13 protein-coding genes are annotated in these 17,460 nt (G+C 47.6%); 6 read left to right on the top strand and 7 right to left on the bottom strand.

From position 1 onward, the window contains the following. Window positions 1-619 precede the first annotated feature (619 nt). The 5 genes from KQJ19_RS08665 (at window position 620) to KQJ19_RS08645 (ending at window position 7,310) form a co-directional block, all read left to right on the top strand. The gene (locus KQJ19_RS08665) at window positions 620-1,390 is read left to right on the top strand and encodes a winged helix-turn-helix domain-containing protein (RefSeq protein WP_200102793.1); all 771 of its coding nucleotides are present in this window, start codon (window positions 620-622) and stop codon (window positions 1,388-1,390) included. Then, on the top strand, window positions 1,380-1,892 hold the full coding sequence (locus KQJ19_RS08660; protein WP_047414843.1) for a hypothetical protein: 513 nt from the start codon (window positions 1,380-1,382) through the stop codon (window positions 1,890-1,892). Before KQJ19_RS08665 ends, KQJ19_RS08660 begins: the two co-directional genes overlap by 11 nt. Window positions 1,893-2,162: 270 nt before the next feature. Next, a complete protein-coding gene (locus KQJ19_RS08655; protein ID WP_080859107.1) occupies window positions 2,163-2,729 on the top strand; it encodes a Slp family lipoprotein in 567 nt (188 codons plus the stop codon). 278 nt (window positions 2,730-3,007) lie between these two features. Beyond that, a complete protein-coding gene (locus tag KQJ19_RS08650; RefSeq protein WP_216403550.1) occupies window positions 3,008-4,165 on the top strand; it encodes an efflux RND transporter periplasmic adaptor subunit in 1,158 nt (385 codons plus the stop codon). Between the two features lie 28 nt (window positions 4,166-4,193). Beyond that, window positions 4,194-7,310, top strand: coding sequence for an efflux RND transporter permease subunit (locus KQJ19_RS08645; protein WP_049040330.1), 3,117 nt, complete (start codon window positions 4,194-4,196; stop codon window positions 7,308-7,310). 361 nt (window positions 7,311-7,671) lie between these two features. Here KQJ19_RS08645 and KQJ19_RS08640 read toward each other — a convergent pair whose 3' ends face one another. Both KQJ19_RS08640 and KQJ19_RS08635 read right to left on the bottom strand, forming a co-directional pair. After that, window positions 7,672-7,962, bottom strand: coding sequence for an HdeA/HdeB family chaperone (locus tag KQJ19_RS08640; RefSeq protein ID WP_233592848.1), 291 nt, complete (start codon window positions 7,960-7,962; stop codon window positions 7,672-7,674). Window positions 7,963-8,018: 56 nt separating this feature from the next. After that, complete coding sequence (locus KQJ19_RS08635; RefSeq protein ID WP_047358942.1) at window positions 8,019-8,615, bottom strand: DUF308 domain-containing protein; 597 nt, start codon at window positions 8,613-8,615, stop codon at window positions 8,019-8,021. 280 nt (window positions 8,616-8,895) lie between these two features. On the opposite strand from KQJ19_RS08635, the gene KQJ19_RS08630 reads away from it, so the two are divergent. Beyond that, window positions 8,896-9,522 (top strand): YfdX family protein, encoded by a 627-nt coding sequence (locus KQJ19_RS08630; RefSeq protein WP_016154099.1) that lies wholly within the window; start codon window positions 8,896-8,898, stop codon window positions 9,520-9,522. A gap of 74 nt (window positions 9,523-9,596) precedes the next feature. On the opposite strand, the gene KQJ19_RS08625 is transcribed toward KQJ19_RS08630, so the two are convergent. The 5 genes from KQJ19_RS08625 to KQJ19_RS08605 form a co-directional block, all read right to left on the bottom strand. Continuing rightward, on the bottom strand, window positions 9,597-12,839 hold the full coding sequence (locus KQJ19_RS08625; protein ID WP_181629999.1) for a transporter substrate-binding domain-containing protein: 3,243 nt from the start codon (window positions 12,837-12,839) through the stop codon (window positions 9,597-9,599). 4 nt (window positions 12,840-12,843) lie between these two features. After that, window positions 12,844-13,458 carry an acid-sensing system DNA-binding response regulator EvgA gene (evgA, locus tag KQJ19_RS08620; RefSeq protein ID WP_016157256.1) on the bottom strand — a complete coding sequence of 205 codons (615 nt, stop codon included), beginning with the start codon at window positions 13,456-13,458 and terminating at the stop codon, window positions 12,844-12,846. A gap of 469 nt (window positions 13,459-13,927) precedes the next feature. After that, on the bottom strand, window positions 13,928-15,214 hold the full coding sequence (locus tag KQJ19_RS08615) for an MFS transporter (RefSeq protein WP_016157257.1): 1,287 nt from the start codon (window positions 15,212-15,214) through the stop codon (window positions 13,928-13,930). A gap of 78 nt (window positions 15,215-15,292) precedes the next feature. Further along, on the bottom strand, window positions 15,293-16,885 hold the full coding sequence (locus tag KQJ19_RS08610) for a D-aminoacylase (protein ID WP_080859110.1): 1,593 nt from the start codon (window positions 16,883-16,885) through the stop codon (window positions 15,293-15,295). A 67-nt stretch (window positions 16,886-16,952) separates the two neighbouring features. Next, window positions 16,953-17,460 (bottom strand): M20/M25/M40 family metallo-hydrolase (locus KQJ19_RS08605; protein ID WP_216403549.1); only part of this gene is annotated, 508 nt, incomplete at its 5' end.

Raw genomic sequence — 17,460 nt, 5'->3', positions numbered from 1 at the left:
ATCCCGTAAAAAAACTTTATAATAACAGCTCTTAAACAACTAACAACTTATAAGAGAAATCTTATTTCATGGGTTATATTGAAAAACATAACCCATTTGAGTTACTTAAATTATAACTGCGAGAAACAGGGATTTCAGTCAGTCGAAAACACACCTCGCGATAAGCAAGTTCCGCGGCATCTGTACCGCCAGGGGTTGAATGTAATAAGTGAAAAATATCAAAGCCTTTCTAATTGTTGTTTAAGACGCTTGATACCATACTATTTTTAGATTATTTTACTTAAGTAACTTTTCGTTTACTCATTATAAAAATGCCACTTACTAAAGTTACTGACAATTTGTAAATCAACCAGAGACTCAGAACTACGCAGTTCTCAAACCGGCGAATGATTATAATGGTCTATCTGAAAATAGTAGCACTCTTATAATTTAAGCAGAGTGAAGCAGGTATTTATACTTAAAATGAACAATTTCATAGTTTTTTATGCCAGAGGGGATATTTTATAATGCTAAAATGCCTCTCCTCCTGCCTCGGCCCTGTCACCTCTCACGATACTGTAGTGAAGAAGAAATACCACTATGGTTTATAATTACGTAATACCCTGTTAATGATGAAAAAATGAAATATCTAATTAACAATGAAGTTACATTTAGGACTGATGATGGCGTTTTGGCGAGTCTGAGTCCGTCGGACAACTCACTCACCCTGTCTATTACCGCAAACAGGATCTTCACCTATCTCCTCGAGCAGGAAGGGAAAGTAGTCTCGAGAGAAGAGATGTTTACGAATGTCTGGGACAAAAATGGTCTGCAAGCCTCAAACAACTCATTAAGCCAGTATATTTCTTTGATTCGTAAAGGCTTACAGGAGCTCGGTTGTGAACACGAGATTATTCAAACCGTACCACGGGTCGGCTTTTTCATCGCTGAAGGATTGGTAACCACCATAGAGGAACCGCCTTTGGTTTCCGCGGCGTCCCTCACTCCCGCAAAAGCCACACCTTCCCTGTCAAAACGCGTAAAAATGATGCTGCTTGCAGCTGGGGGCGTCTCATTATTCATGCTTCTTTACCCAGTCAACACATTGTTTAACAGCACTCAAAACAACCTTCCCGTCGTACAGTTGTATAAACTTGGCAATATCGACCTCTGTCCGGTCTATACCGTTTTTGAAAGCTCACGAGAAGTGGCAACTGCGAAACTTGAAAAAGCCAAAAAAATGGCTGATTTACACCTGAAGTGTCTGGCTGGCGCATTGTTTATTTTCCAGCCTGACGATCTGTACGTCTACGGCGAAAAAGGTCGCATATTTTTATCCCGCTGTACTTTCAATAATGCAGAAAAAACAAAGTTTGCTGGATGCAAGGACCTTTATATCCATGAATACTAAATATAAAACCAAGATATTACTTGCAGGAGCGGCCGTTCTGGTCGCTGTCAGCGCCTTGTTAAGCGCGAATGGAATCACCCTCATTCCAGTCAATCAGGGAATAAGCGTGCATTGCGTCTCCACACTTTCACTACCCGAACTGCCCGGGGGTGGGAAATACGATGGTAGCCTGATGATCCAGTTGCAAACAGATAACACTGGCGTCATTGATTTCTCAGGGATTATTACCACAACCCCACTGGCAGACAACCGCCCAGGACGTCGCCTTATCCTGCAACGCTCCGTCAGTTTTAATTATCGGATAAAAGATAAAGGCGTCGTTTTTCTGCAAGACGTGAAAATGAGTAAACACAGTCTGGATAACGTGTCGGATGAGATGTTTATCCATAATATCTATGACCCGTTCACACCCAGTAAGCGTGCGCAAATATATAAAATTGATAATGCCTACCTGTTAGGCAATACCTTTTCGCCAACGAACGTCTGCGTTAGTAAATCGTAGTAATAAGCCGTAATCCAGGATTGCCTACCCGCCAGGCTAAACCAGAGCAGGGCCACGGTAACGCATTGGACCAGACTCCACGAGTGGCGACAGTAAATCGCTTCCCTGTCGCCACACACTTTCGCCCTCATCCAGCGACCAGAGAAAATACAGTCCGTTATTACCATAAGCTACAATAATATTAATTTTAGATAATCAACGGCACGTTTGCTGACAATAATGAGCAAAGGGTTACTATAGGCCTGTCTTTTTTTTTAGCAGGAAAGTAAAATGAAAAAAACAAAAGGGTTGATAATTGTTGCCCTTGCTTTCACCCTGGCGTCATGTGCTTCAATTCCTGAGAATATCAAAGGTAATAATCAACCAGATATACAAAAAAACTTTATCTCCGTGCATAACCAACCGGGATTATATACCGGTCAGCAGGCCCGCTTTGGGGGTAAAGTCATCAATGTGATTAACACCAAAACGGATACATTACTGGAAATCGCCGTTCTGCCACTGAACAACTATGCTAAACCGCAAATAGACGCGAGCTATCAGGGACGTATTCTTGCCCAGCAGAAAGGTTTTCTCGATCCGGTAAACTACAGAAACCATTTCGTTACTATTTTGGGGACAATTCAAGGAGATGAACCAGGATTCATCAACAAAATCCCGTACAACTTTGTTAAAGTTGATTTACAAGGTATTCAGGTTTGGCATTTAACGGAGTCAGTCAACACCACCTATAATATGTGGGATTACGGCTATGGCGCGTTCTGGCCTGAACCCATGTGGGGCGCCCCCTATTACGCTAATACAGTAACTCAGGTAACTCCGGAGCTAGTGAAATAATCTCTGTAGTAAGATGGCGCGAATATATACCGGAGTCGGGTACTGACAAACGCCCACCACATCACCCCGCGTTAGCCTTATTGCGCCATCCTGCTTTATGAGATCCTTCGCTTAGCACGCACTCTTCCTGTTACATATAATTTTACCCGCTAACACTTGAGCGAAAAAATGGGCTTTAGCCATCTCATGCCTGAGCATCTTTTGTTATTTACCGATAACTCTCCCACCCTGCCTGTAATAAAAGAACATTGGTGTTTACGATTTATTCAGGGATTACTATGAACAGAAAATGCTTACTGTTGATACCATTATTTTTTAGTAGCGTCATCATCACCGCCTGCGATAATAAACCTGCAGTAAAAACCACCGCGATGGAGCCCGAGGTCGGCGTTGTTACCTTAGCGCCCTCTTCAGTGAATATTAAAAGTGAACTTCCAGGTCGCGCGGTTTCATTTGAGATCGCCGAAATCCGCCCTCAGGTTGGTGGGATCATCATAAAACGCAACTTTATTGAAGGTGATAAAGTCAGCAAAGGAGAGTCACTGTATCAAATTGATCCTGCCCCGCTGCAGGCACGACTGGATTCAGCCAAAGGCGCGCTGGCAAAGGCACTGGCGACGGCCAATAATGTGCGTCTGACATTAAATCGGCAGTCAGCGTTAATAAAATCCAATTACGTCAGCCGCCAGGACTACGACACGACACGCTCACAGCTTAATGAAGCAGAAGCCAATGTCGCCGTCGCCAAAGCGGATCTTGAGCAGGCCACCATCAACCTTCGTTACGCTAATGTCACCTCACCGATTGATGGCATCAGCGGTAAATCCTCCGTAACCGTGGGTGCCCTGGTCACCGCAAATCAGGAAAACGCGCTGGTCACCGTTCAGCGGCTGGATCCGATTTATGTTGATTTAACACAGTCAGTACAAGATTTCTTACGCCTGAAAGAAGAGAAAGCCAACGGCAAAATTGCCCAGCAACAAGGCAAAATTCCAGTTGAGCTGATGCTGGAAAACGGCAAACCCTATCGCCATACCGGTACGCTTGAGTTTTCCGATCCCGCCGTCGATGAGACCACCGGATCGGTGACTTTGCGCGCCGTGTTCCCCAATCCTGAAGGTGAAATTTTACCCGGCATGTATGTCACGGCGTTGCTGGACGAAGGCAGCCAGAAGAACGTTTTGATGGTCCCCCAACAAGGGATTACGCATAACGAACAAGGAAAAGCCACCGCGCTGATCCTTGACCAGCAAAACGTGGTGCAACTGCGCGAAATAAACGCCGTGAAGGCCGTTGGCAATCAATGGCTGGTGACAGCAGGATTACGCCCCGGCGATCGGGTCATTGTGTCCGGATTACAAAGAATTCGTCCGGGAATCAAAGCCCGGGTCCTCCCTTCAAAACTGACCACTCCTGACGCGGGAACTGAACAGTAATATTTCAGGTATTAAGGACACTTTCTTCATGGCCAACTTTTTTATTGAGCGCCCGGTTTTCGCCTGGGTGCTCGCCATTATCATGATGTTTACGGGCGGTATCGCGATAATGAACCTGCCGATCGCCCAATATCCACAAATCGCTCCCCCAACCATTACCATCAGCGCTGCCTACCCAGGGGCAGACGCAAAGACCGTTGAAGACTCCGTAACTCAGGTGATTGAACAGAATATGAATGGTCTTGATGGCCTGATGTATATGTCATCCACCAGCGATGCGGCAGGTAATGCGTCGATTATCCTGACCTTCAAAACGGGCACGTCACCCGATATTGCGCAGGTTCAGGTACAGAATAAACTGCAGCTGGCGATGCCTTCTTTACCGCAGGAAGTACAGCAGCAAGGGATCAGTGTTGATAAATCCAGCAGCAATATTTTGATGGTCGCCGGCTTTATCTCTGATAATAACAGCCTGAGCCAATATGATATTGCCGACTATGTGGCCTCGAACATCAAAGACCCAATAAGCCGCACTGCCGGGGTGGGGAGCGTACAGTTATTCGGTTCGCAATACGCCATGCGTATCTGGCTGGATCCGCAAAAGCTCGACAAGTATAACCTCACACCTCAGGACGTCATTACCCAGCTCAAAGTTCAGAACAACCAGATATCGGGCGGGCAGTTGGGAGGCATGCCTCAGTCAGCCGATCAGCAGCTAAATGCGTCGATAATCGTCCAGACGCGCCTGCAAACTACCGATGAATTTGGCAAGATCTTCCTTAAAGTTCAGCAAGATGGTTCCCAGGTTCTGCTGCGCGATGTCGCGCGAATTGAGCTGGGTGCGGAAAATTATGCAACGGTTGCACGCTACAACGGAAAACCCGCCGCCGGGATTGCAATTAAACTTGCCGCTGGCGCGAATGCCCTGGAAACATCCCAGGCAGTCAAACAGGAGCTGAACAGATTATCGGCCTGGTTTCCGGCCAGCATGAAAACCGTTTATCCCTATGACACCACTCCGTTTATCGAAATTTCGATTCAGGGGGTTTTTCATACTTTGATTGAGGCAATCATTCTGGTATTCCTCGTCATGTATCTGTTTTTGCAAAGTTTCCGCGCAACGCTTATTCCCACAATCGCCGTTCCGGTAGTTATCCTTGGCACCTTTGCGATACTCGACATCGCGGGTTTTTCGATTAATACGCTCACGATGTTTGGCATGGTGCTGGCGATAGGGTTGTTAGTCGATGATGCCATCGTGGTGGTTGAGAACGTAGAACGCATTATTGCCGAAGAACACTTGTCACCAAAAGCGGCGACCCACAAAGCGATGGGCCAGTTGCAGAGAGCGCTGGTCGGTATTGCCGTTGTGTTATCCGCCGTATTTATGCCGATGGCATTTATGAGCGGAGCAACCGGTGAAATTTTCCGTCAGTTTTCTATCACTTTAATCTCCTCCATGCTGCTGTCGGTGTTTGTGGCGATGAGCCTGACGCCAGCACTCTGCGCCATGCTGTTGAAATCCCACGAGGGAGAAAAAGCAAACACACATTTTCTGTTTACCCGTTTCAATCACTTTATGGAGAAATGTACTCAGCACTACACGGACAGCACCCGTAAACTGCTACGTTGCACAGGCCGTTATATGGTCGTGTACTTAGTGATTGGCGCGGGCATGATTGTGCTGTTTCTACGTACCCCGACCTCCTTTTTGCCTGAAGAAGACCAGGGGGTATTCATGACCACCGCGCAATTGCCTTCGGGCTCAACGATGGTGAACACCAGCAAAGTGCTCGGGGAAATAACGGATTACTACCTGACGAAAGAACAGAAAAATGTCGCTTCGGTTTTCACCGTAGGCGGATTTGGTTTTAGCGGCCAGGGGCAAAACAACGGTCTGGCGTTTATCAGCCTGAAACCGTGGTCAGAACGCGTTGGTGAAGAAAACTCAGTTACCGCCATTATTCGACGGGCGATGATGGCCTTAAGCACCATCAATAATGCCGTCGTTTATCCGTTTAATTTACCCGCTGTTGCAGAACTGGGAACGGCTTCAGGGTTTGACATGGAGCTGCTGGATAACGGTAACCTTGGGCATGAAAAAATGATGCAGGCCCGAAACGAGCTTCTGGCGCTGGCCAACCAGTCGTCCGGTGAGGTCGACGGGGTGCGCCCGAATGGTCTGGAAGATACACCGATGTTCCGCATTCATGTCAACGCCACGAAGGCAGAAGCCATGGGCGTTGCATTATCGGATATCAATCAGACCATCTCTACGGCGTTCGGTAGTCGCTATGTCAATGATTTCCTGAATCAGGGACGCGTTAAAAAAGTGTATGTCCAGGCCGATACGCCGTTCCGTATGTTGCCGGATAATATTAATCACTGGTACGTACGTAATGCCTCCGGCGCTATGACGCCGCTTTCGGCCTACTCATCCACCGAGTGGACCTACGGTTCTCCCCGCCTTGAACGCTACAACGGTCAGCCTGCAATGGAAATTCTGGGCCAGCCGGTCGAAGGGAAAAGCAGCGGCGATGCGATGAAATTTATGGCATCGCTGATAAATAAACTGCCTGCGGGCGTCGGCTATGCCTGGACCGGTCTGTCTTATCAGGAGGCGCTGTCCACAAACCAGGCACCAATGCTGTACGGCATTTCGCTGATCGTCGTGTTTCTGGCACTGGCGGCACTGTATGAAAGCTGGTCGATACCGTTCTCGGTAATGCTGGTTGTGCCAATCGGGGTGGTCGGCGCTTTGCTGGCGACCGACTTGCGCGGCCTGAGCAATGATGTTTACTTCCAGGTCGGCCTGCTCACCACCATGGGGCTCTCGGCTAAAAACGCCATTCTGATCGTCGAGTTCGCCGTCGAGATCATGCAAAAGGAAGGAAAAACGCCGCTTGAAGCCGCAGTAGAGGCCGCGCAAATGCGCTTACGCCCTATTTTGATGACGTCACTGGCCTTTATCTTAGGGGTTATCCCTCTGGCAATAAGCAACGGCGCGGGCTCTGGCGCGCAAAATGCCGTCGGTACGGGTGTTATTGGTGGGATGCTGGCCGCAACAGTGCTGGCGATCTACTTTGTTCCGCTGTTCTTTGTTCTCGTAGAAAACATGCTGGCGCGATTCAAAACACGGCGCTGATTCCCTGCCCTCGTACGTGATTATCCCTGGGATAAGTTTATTAAATCCCAGGGATTCTCAATGCTCTCTCAGAGAAAGGGTTCCGTTCACCTTAAGTTCTTCATTTCATTACAGTGACGATACTGTGACTACGTTAAGAGTGGCATTCTCCACCACACTTGAGTCCCTCTGCTCTGCGGGTAATCAATGCCCGGTGGCGCTTCGCTTATCAGGTCTACGGTTGTTAGCGGGCCCTGTTATCCAGCGAATTTCTCGTGGATAGCAGGGTAAACATTACGGGGATTTTTTCTTGTAGGGTAACAACTAAGGTAGGTACAGAGGTTGTCAATTCTGACTCATGCCAGGCTATCAAAACGGGTAATCAATAGTGCAGACCGGAACCCTTCAGATTTACGGCCAGCTCGCCCAATTTAGTATCAGGGTGTCGATGACACATTTTAATCATCTTGGGTACAGCGACAGTTTCCACCTCATGCAGGGGAACATAATCATCGCCTTTAAAGTCCGAATTTTTATTAACAATCACAAAGGCTATTGCTGTCATGTATTGCCGACTCATATCAACGAATTCTTTACAGGTCATATCTTGTGGCGCCGCTTCCGTTGCCTGTGTAGCAAAAGCACGGCTCATCGGCGCCATAACAGAGGTCATAAGAATAGCTGCAGAGACAATCAATTTAATATTCACAATGCGCTCCAGAAGTAGCATTAATTTTTATCGGCGAGTTTTTCAGTTTGTACCAACGACGCATTTCTGCGCAGACTGATAAAAGCCAAAGAACTAAAAATCATCTCAACGCCTATAAAGATGGAGGTAAACACATAAGAACGGTCGGGATCCATATTCAGCCATACGGCTGCAATAAGCAGGTCAAAAATACCGATAAAAATATTCCATCCATAGCCCGGACTGCGGAACATTTTGACGCCGGAAGCAACACGAAAAATCCCGCCAAGAATAAACAGGCAGCAAAAAACCATTGCCAATGAATTCATACCTATCACAGGATTTTCGAGGAAACAGTATCCCAGCAGCAACCATGCGATAGCAAAAAAGGCATAGGTAAATTTGGCTTTCAACTGCTTTTTACCCGAGGAAAACAGGCTGTAAATAGAATAGAAGCCGCACACCAGGAACATAAAACCTGTTGCATAGCTTAAGTAAACACCTGCAGCGATTGGATAGATTAAGCAGCAGATGCCGCAAACCAACAACAGCACGGCCATGATTGTGGCGTGTCTTTTATAATGAAATAGTGTTTTTTCATTAAATGCTTTCAGGCTACGCTGATTAAAAACAAACATACATCCTCCGTTACATAGAAACGCAATGTAACCTACTAATAAAAGAGTAATATTCACTTAATACATATCACTTACAATAGGATGATAAGACTTTCACTCCGAATTCGTATATAAGAATAAAGGAATGTCATTATCCGTATAATCCTACATGTGTCAGACGTCTGACACCTGTAAGATTAAACGCTCATTATTCTATCCTGGCTCTGATTCCACTCTTCGAAGTTATTTAATATGCTTATTTCGTTTGGTGAGATATACCAAATTTATTCAGGAGAAAGTAATGAAAAAGATTATTCTTGCAGGTCTGCTTGCAACCATGATGGGCTCAGCCCCGGTACTGGCAGCTACCACTACCACGCCGGCACAAACTGCTACCGCCAATGTACAAAAAGAAGCTGCCGATATTATGCAGGTCGCAGTACAAGGTGCAAACGCGATGCGTGATATTCAGCTTGCCCGTCTGGCCCTGTTTCATGGACAGCCTGACAGTGCTAAAAAGTTAACCGATGACGCCGCTTCCCTGCTTGCAGGTGACAGCCACGACTGGGCGAAATTTGTAAAAGCTGCGCCTAAAGCCAAGATGATTGACGATCAGTACGTGATTATTAACGCTACAATTGCGCTGTCAGAAGACTATATTGCCACCCCAGCTAAAGAATCTGCTATCAATACAGCGAATGGCAAAATGGCTAAAGGCGACTGGAAAGGTGCTGTGGATACCTTGCAACTGGCGGGTATCAGCGTGCTTCAGACCCAATACCTGATGCCCCTGAATCAGACGCGTAAAGCCGTTGCCAGCGCTCAAAAACTGCTGTCTTCAGGTAAATACTATGAAGCAAACCTTGTGTTAAAGGGTGCTGAAGAAGGCATTGTGATCGATAGCGAGATGCTGGGCGCAGGCCAGTAATACTCAGCACTACGGAGTGTTGAACCAGGACTTTCTCTCCTGATCGGGTTGCTACGGCAACCCGATCAGGGGGGTTAATGGCTAATCAGACTGTTAATCTCAATCTCAATTTCCCGCATGACGGCAACAATCTTCTGTAATGCTTCCTGGCGTACTGCCAGAGGAAGATCGTCATGTCGCATCGATTCAAAAGGTTCGCATAGCGTCTGAAGAGCAGTAATGCCCAGAATTTGCGCCGAACCATGCAACCGGTGAAGGGCTCGCAAAAACAGCTGGGGTTCGTCTTGCTCAACGGCTTTCTCAGCCGCCTGTAAATCGCTAAACGTTGCCTCGCGGAATGTTTCGAGTATCTCGTTCATTAATGCGCGATCGCCGCCGGTATTTTCCGTCAAGACATTGAATTTCAAATGCCGGATTGCACATGGAGACGAATAACCGGTTTCGATTTTGCTTAATTCATGCGTCAGTGTCTGAATCGAGACGGGCTTAAACAGACACAAATTCATGCCGTTTTGCAGACACCTGTCACGTGACTGTGGGAGCGCGCTGGCCGTCAGTCCCCATATTTGTAAATGAGGCTGCTGACGACGTAACGAAGCCGCAAGATCAAACCCGTCCTTCTTCGGCATATTCACATCGGTAATCAACAGGTCGTATGATTTTTTAGCCAGTTTGGCTTCGGCTTCCTCACCATCACACGCTTCATCCACGCTGTAACCAATGGCGTTCAACTGTCGCTTAAGCAACAGGCGATTGGTCGGGTTGTCATCTGCTATCAAAATAGACAGACACGGCAGCGGCAACAGCGCCCCCGGCGTGTTGCTATCCGGTACAACTGACTGGCGGGCAGTCTCAACCGGCAGCGTTATGGTAAACGTAGTTCCTTGCGCCGGGACGCTCATCAGCTCCAGCGTACCGCCCATCAGCGTCACCAGCTCTTTGCAGATAAATAATCCCAGACCAGACCCCGTTTGTTGACGCCCACAGCGCCCCTGAGCGTAGCGACGAAACAGCCCGGCCTGCTCCTCTTCGCTAATCCCGCAACCGGTGTCGCTAATGGCGATGGTCAGGGTACCGTGATTCTCCCCGTCAGGGGTTAAACGGGCCGTCACATGAATGCTACCCTGCTCGGTAAACTTCAGCGCATTGCCCACCAGGTTGGTGAGAATTTGCCGCAAAGCTTGTTGATCGACAAACACCCGCTCGTTTGCCGGCAACTGGCTTACGCAAGCAAGCGTAACGCCTTTCTGTCTGGCTAAGGCATCAAAAGAGTGACACTGCAATTCAATGAGCTGCGAGAGATCCGTCCATTGAGGAACAACCTGATATTTACCAGACTCAATCTTATCAACGTCCAGAATCTTACCGATCAGCCCAAGCAATGACTGGGCTGTCGCTGCGGTAAGAGCAATCGCCTCTTTTCGTTGTGCCGGGCTGAGTTCTGAGCTCGACAGTAATTCCAGAAAGCCCACAATCGAGCTGACAGGGGTACGTAATTCATGGCTCATGCTCGCAAGAAAGCGACTTTTGGCCTTGGTTGCTTCAATCGCTTTATTTTTTTCGGTTTCCAGTTCTTGAGACAATGCCTCTTTGAGATGAAGCTGCTCTTCCAGCTGCCGCTGCGATTGTTTTCTTTTATTTACCTCACGGGAGAGTGAGATCCCCCAGATCAGGCTAATTGCTATCAGCAACAGCGCAAACACCACCAGTTGATAGAACTGTTTGCTATACCGACTCCAGAGATCGACCTGCGTATTAGAAATTTTCGACCACTTCTCCGTCATCTGCAAAATCTCACGCGGCGGTATCGCCTGCAGCGCTTTATCCATTACGGACTTCAACATGGGCTCGTGGGGAGAAACCGCAAAGCTCACCGACGCGCCAGGCATATCTGGTAGCCTAAAAAAGTGCATGTTTTTCTGGTAGTCATGATCGACCATGAACCTTGCCGACAATTCGGTAGCAATTGCCGCGTCAACCTTGCCATCCCTGAGCATAGTCATCGCGACGCTGCCAGTATCAGCATCCACCCAGGTGGCCTGCGGGTAGCGTTGTTTCAGGTCACTTTCCAAAACATGTCCGGCGGGCAACGCAATACGGATCGGTGTATTCAGTAACGAGTCGGCCGTTTCATCGCGGGAAGTGATAATCACAAACGCCACATTCATCAGCGGATCGCTAAAGGTCGAATTGTGCTGATTTTGATTTGTCAGGGTGATAGTGGGATACATATCCCATCGTTCGCCGCTTATTTGTTTGGTCTGTTCACTTTTGGTGTTGGCCAAAACCGGCTCAAAATCAATCCCCGTTTGCAGATGAATAATATTCAGCAAATCGCCAAGAATTCCACGTAACTCACCGCTGCGATCGACAAGCGTGTAAGGCGGATAATCTGGATTGATAAGAATGCGAATAGTATGTTTCTTCTTCAGCCACGCTTTTTCCTGATCGGTAAAAGGAATAGGCGCATTCAGAAAAGCAAGGTTACCGCGGTTCAGCCAGTTCTGCATGACCTGCATATGAATTTCATTACTGATTGACGTAATGAAACCATCAAGAATATTTCTTAATACTGGCTGGTCGTCCTTCACCACAAAATAATTATATTGCTCTTGTTTATCAAAGTAGTGCGTAATAACCAGTGATTGCGAAAAATATCGGGAGACACAATGACTGCTGGTGATATTGTTCCCAATATAATATTGGTTATCACCGTTCACTACCGATGCCATGGCCTGATACTCGTCGTCGAAAAATGAGACTTTAGCTTCAGGAAAAGCATCCTGGATAACATCAAGAAAAGGACAATCTCGCACACACGCGACGCTAACCGGATGCTCCGAGGTCAGCGGCAGCATGGTGTTTTTTAGCGAGGTCACAAGCGTCGGCCACGTCGTCAGTAATGCCGAAGTGCGCAATAAATGGCCGCCGACATCTTGTCGCCGGGACAGCTGAGTTATCAATGTATCTACATCGTTACTGGCAAGTGCGGTCAGCGCTTCTTGCTCATTATCATACTGCTTTATAACAATTTTTATATTGAGATTCTTTTGCATTAACGCAAGATAATCCGCATTGACGCCCCGATAATATTCACCGCTATTTTGATAAACAATGGGGGAGACTTCCGGTAACCAGGTGCCAACAACCAAGGTTTTTTTATGCGCTAACCAGTTTGTTTCTTCCCTGTTCAGGCCGATATGTTGTACTGAGGTATTATAGTTACTTTTTAGCTCAACTTGCCGGGCTGAGCTTACACCCGTAGAAAACCCGATGGTAAATATGACCATCAAAAAAATAAACAAGCGTTCCAGCATTACTCTATCCTATTTTATTTCTTTGCGCATAATCATAAATTTCCATTAATGACGAGCAATCTAATTTTTCCATCAAACGGCTTTTATAGGTGCTTACCGTTTTATTACTGATGTTCATTTTGCTGGCAATAGTGCTGTAATCCATACCGTTAAGAATATAACGCAACACTCTCATTTCCTGGGTCGACAACGTATCAAGCTTATCCTGTTCGCTGACAGATGAGCCAGTAAAATGCTCAAGGGAAAAGGGAAAATAGCTATACCCATTTTTTGCAGCTTCGATTGCGGCAAGAATATTATTCATACCCTCTTTTTTACTCACAAATCCATTGGCACCATATTCGGCGCTACGTTTGCCGTAAAAAAATTCATTTTTGGCTGAAATGATAATGATTACACCAGCATAGTGCCGCTTTCGCAGTTGCTCCAGCACTTCGATGCCGCTGATGCCCGGAATATCCACATCAATAATCAGTAGCTCCGGCTTAGTTTTTTCAACGGTTTGGACCACATGCTCTCCGCTGTCGAGCTCGGTGGTTACGGTAATACCATTAGTATCGAGTAAGTTGCGGATGGCTATGCGAGCTAATGGGTGATCATCAACGATTATCGCGTTCATTGCGTATAAGAATCCCGATAAATAAAGAGAGGCGATGGCTATCGAGCAGGTGAGCCTTAAGCATTATAATTTATAAAAATAAGGCGTTATCAGGTAAATCCTAACACATTCACACGTATATTTATTAGTTTTTTATAAAAACGAAGAATAAGGCATAAATGCAACACTGTATTTTACAAATTTTAAACCTTGAGCCTATCTAAATATCAAACCATTAACACAACCAAAAGGAATATTCCTACACGCGTAGGATAAATCTCTCATTTATTATGATTCATTCTTAATGGCCGGGGTCATATAACCAGGGGGAGTTTTCATCACAACGGCAAAGGTGTATATGCAGAATAGCTATCTAAGAATCATTTTTATACCAGGTCAAATCTGGAGAAAAAGATAATAAACCTGCTGATTTGATAGTAAAACGCCCTGTGGCTCAGGAATCAGCAGAGCCACAGGAGTCAGTCATGAATCAGGCTTTACTGGGCAACGCCCCAATAGCATGGGAGCTTTTCACGGTCAGCGTAACGACGGCAGAACACAACAGCGCGGCAATCATAAAGATAAAGGCGCTGTTATAACTTCCACCACTGCTTTGGATCAGCCAGCCGATGATAGGTGCAGAAACGACTCCCGCCATCTGACCGCCAAAGTTAACGATCCCGGATGCCCGCCCCATGATGTTGCTGGGAATGGTGTCCATCAGAATGCCCCAGAATGTCGCCATGGCGAAGAACATGAACAGGGCTGAAATACACTGATAAACCACCGCCATATCTGCACTGCTCACGCTGAAGGTCAGGTACAGGAAACCCGCGGCAATAACGGAGGTCACGACATACAACGTTTTACGCTGGGGTTTAAATTTATCTGAGCAATAGCCGCCTAACAACGTTCCGCCTGCGCCAAACAGGAAGGGAATGGCCGCCATGACGCCGGTTTTTGCCAGAGAAAACTCACGAACGGTGATCAGGTAGCTTGGCAGCCAGGTTGAAAAGCCCCAGAAGGTGATATCAAACAAAAACCAGATACTTGCCATTTGCCAGAGCACCGGCATTTTGAGGACGTCTTTAAACGCGATGCCGCTGGTGTTTTGCAGGCTTCCCTGCTCGTCAGCAGCCAGTTCCGCCAGATCCTGCTGCGTAATTGCGGGGTGATCTTTCGGATTGTCACGGGTAAAAAAGTAGATCCCCGCCGCGATAAACAGACCCGGAATACCTAGCACGATAAAGACCATGTGCCAGCCAAAGGCCCCGATTATGCTTGCAGCTACCACTACCGCCAGCGCCGGGCCTAAGGTGTTTACCGTTGACTGAATCGCCGTGGCGCGGCCACGCTCTTTCGACGGGAAATAGGTTGATATCATCTTCCAGGAAGCCGACGGGAAACAACCTTCACCAACACCAAAGAAGAAGCGAACGGCCAGCATTAGCGGCAGCGTCAACACGGCGCCGGTTAAGCTGGTGAAAACAGACCACCAGGCAATACCGATGGCCATGATTTTGCGCGAACCAAACTTATCCGCCAGTAAACCGCCGGGAATTTGAAATGCGGCATAACCAATAAAAAAGGCGCTAATAATTAACCCTTGTTGGGTTGTATCCAGATTTAAATCTTTGCCGATATAAGGGAGCGAAACGCTCATCACCATTCTGTCGAGAAAAGAGAGCAGCCACGCTAGCCAGATCAATGTCAGGACGGTATACCTTGCTTTCCAGGTCTTTGGTTTACCTGAAGGTAAAGACGTTTGTAGGTTCATTGTGATGTCCTTAGGGTGTAGTGATCTACCGCGGCCATAAATGGTCGCGATAAATCAATGCGTGTTTAGCGTTATTTATTAATATTGTTTTCTAATAACCGTACCGCTACAGGCATAACTTTCAGTGCCATTGATTAAGGCAATGCGCCCATTAACCATGACAATTTCAATCCCTTCCGGATATTGATTGGGTTCAACAAAAGTGCCCTTATCGGCAATGGTGTTAGGATCGAACATCACAATATCCGCCGCATAACCCACTTTCAGCAGCCCACGATCCTGCAGGCCTAATACCTCAGCGGGTTTGCCAGTCATCTTACGGATTGCCGCTTCCCAGCTCAGACATCCCTCTTCACGCACATATTTACCGAGCACACGAGGGAATGCGCCAAACACGCGCGGGTGCGGTTTGCCAGCCCCCATTAAACCGTCGGTACAGACGTTTTGCTCAGGACGGCAAAGGAACTTAATCACATGCTCTTCAGTACCGTAAAAGTCGACCATCCCAACGGCGTTTTCTTCTTCAAACAGCAGATCGAAGGTGGCGTTGTACGGATCTTTTCCGCGTAGCTCGCCCAACTGAACGAGGTTAAGACCGACGGCATCCTGGTTTTTTGTCGTTTTCACGCTGGTGACAAAAATCTGGTCCAGCCCGGCAAAATCGATAAAGTTATCCCAGCCAGGAATGCCCTGCTGAATATCGTCGATCATTTTGGCGCGCAGTTCAGGCGAGGCCAGCCGCTCAAGTAATTTGTCAGTGCCACCGGAGTGGACCCACGGCGGCAGGATCACGCCGAGCATCGTGCTGCCCGCCACATACGGATACTGGTCGAAAGAGATACGAATCCCCTCTTCCTGCGCCTGTTCCAACATGCCCAGCATCTGGTCAATCAGCCCCCAGTTTTTCTTACCGCAAACCTTCATATGTGAAATATGCAGCCAGACACCGGTGGCGGTGGCGATATCAATCAGTTCCTGCGTTGAGTTGATAATATCGTCTGCTTCACTGCGCTGATGCACTACAAAGATCCCGTCATATTTCGCCGTCACTTTGCACAGTTCAATCATTTCGGCGGTATCGCCAAAGGCGCAAGGCATGTAGATGAGCCCAGTGGAAAGACCAAACGCCCCCGCTTGTAACTCCCGCTCAAGGATTTCGCACATCTTCGCCACATCCTCACGAGTAGAGGGGCGCCCATCCAGGCCCATGGCTTCCATGCGTACGTTGCCATGCGGAACTAAATACGCGAGGTTTGTCGCCGGATGACGCGATGCCAGCAGATTGAGGTAGCCGTCTGTGTTTTTATATTTCCAGTCTATTTTGTCGGTATCGCCATCCAGTCCGGCGATATTTTTACGCCAGGCCGGAATATATTCTTCAGGCAACGGCGCCAGGGCGACACCATCCTGCCCTAACAGCTCGGTGGTAATACCCTGACGAATTTTTGCCGACAGCGCGGGGTTAATAATGGCCGACAGGTCAGAGTGCGTATGGGTATCAATAAAACCAGGACAAATAATTTTTCCCGTTGCGTCAATAACCTGCTCATTAACGCCAACGTCAATTTGTCCGATTGCGACAATGCGTCCTTCGTCAACCATCACATCGGCAATTCTGCCTTTGCTGCCCGTCCCATCGATTACATTTCCGTTTTTGAAAATGGTTTTCATCGTTATTCTCCATAGCGGTGTCGCTTCACGACACCACTTGTAAGGTAAGAGGTTGTTATCTTTCTTTTTATTGGCGATAGAGTGTCTGAATGATGCTGTAATAGCCGCTGGCCGAGCCGGTTAACTGATCAATCTCGATATATTCATCGATGGTGTGGGCCAGGTTTTCACGTGAAGGTCCGAAGCCGATAGTTTTAATTCCCGCTTCGCCCGCATAGTGGCTGCCGTTGGTGCAAAATGAGTACTGTGTGATGGTTGGATTAAACCCGGCCTCGCGAACGCCAGCCAGAGCGGCCTGCACGAATTCGTCAGACTCGTCATACACCCAGCCCGGGAAGAAGCGCTCGCCCTCAATCGTGGCACCGGTATAGCAAGACTCCTGACCTACCGCGTAGGAGACACGGGCCTTAAACTGCGGATCCTGTGCGGTAAGTTCCGCAAGCGCATTTTCCAGTGGGGCAATAACACTTTCTTTGGTTTCACCCACCAGCAAACGACGATCGTAGGTTGCGCGACAATAATCCGGCACTACCGAGGCTCCCGGGTATGGCGAAGATTTAATGTCGGTAAGCTCC

The sequence above is a fragment of the Citrobacter sp. S46_ASV_140 genome, assembly GCF_018919545.1.
Classification (GTDB): domain Bacteria; phylum Pseudomonadota; class Gammaproteobacteria; order Enterobacterales; family Enterobacteriaceae; genus Citrobacter; species Citrobacter braakii.
This window is presented reverse-complemented; position numbering and strand designations above follow the sequence as displayed.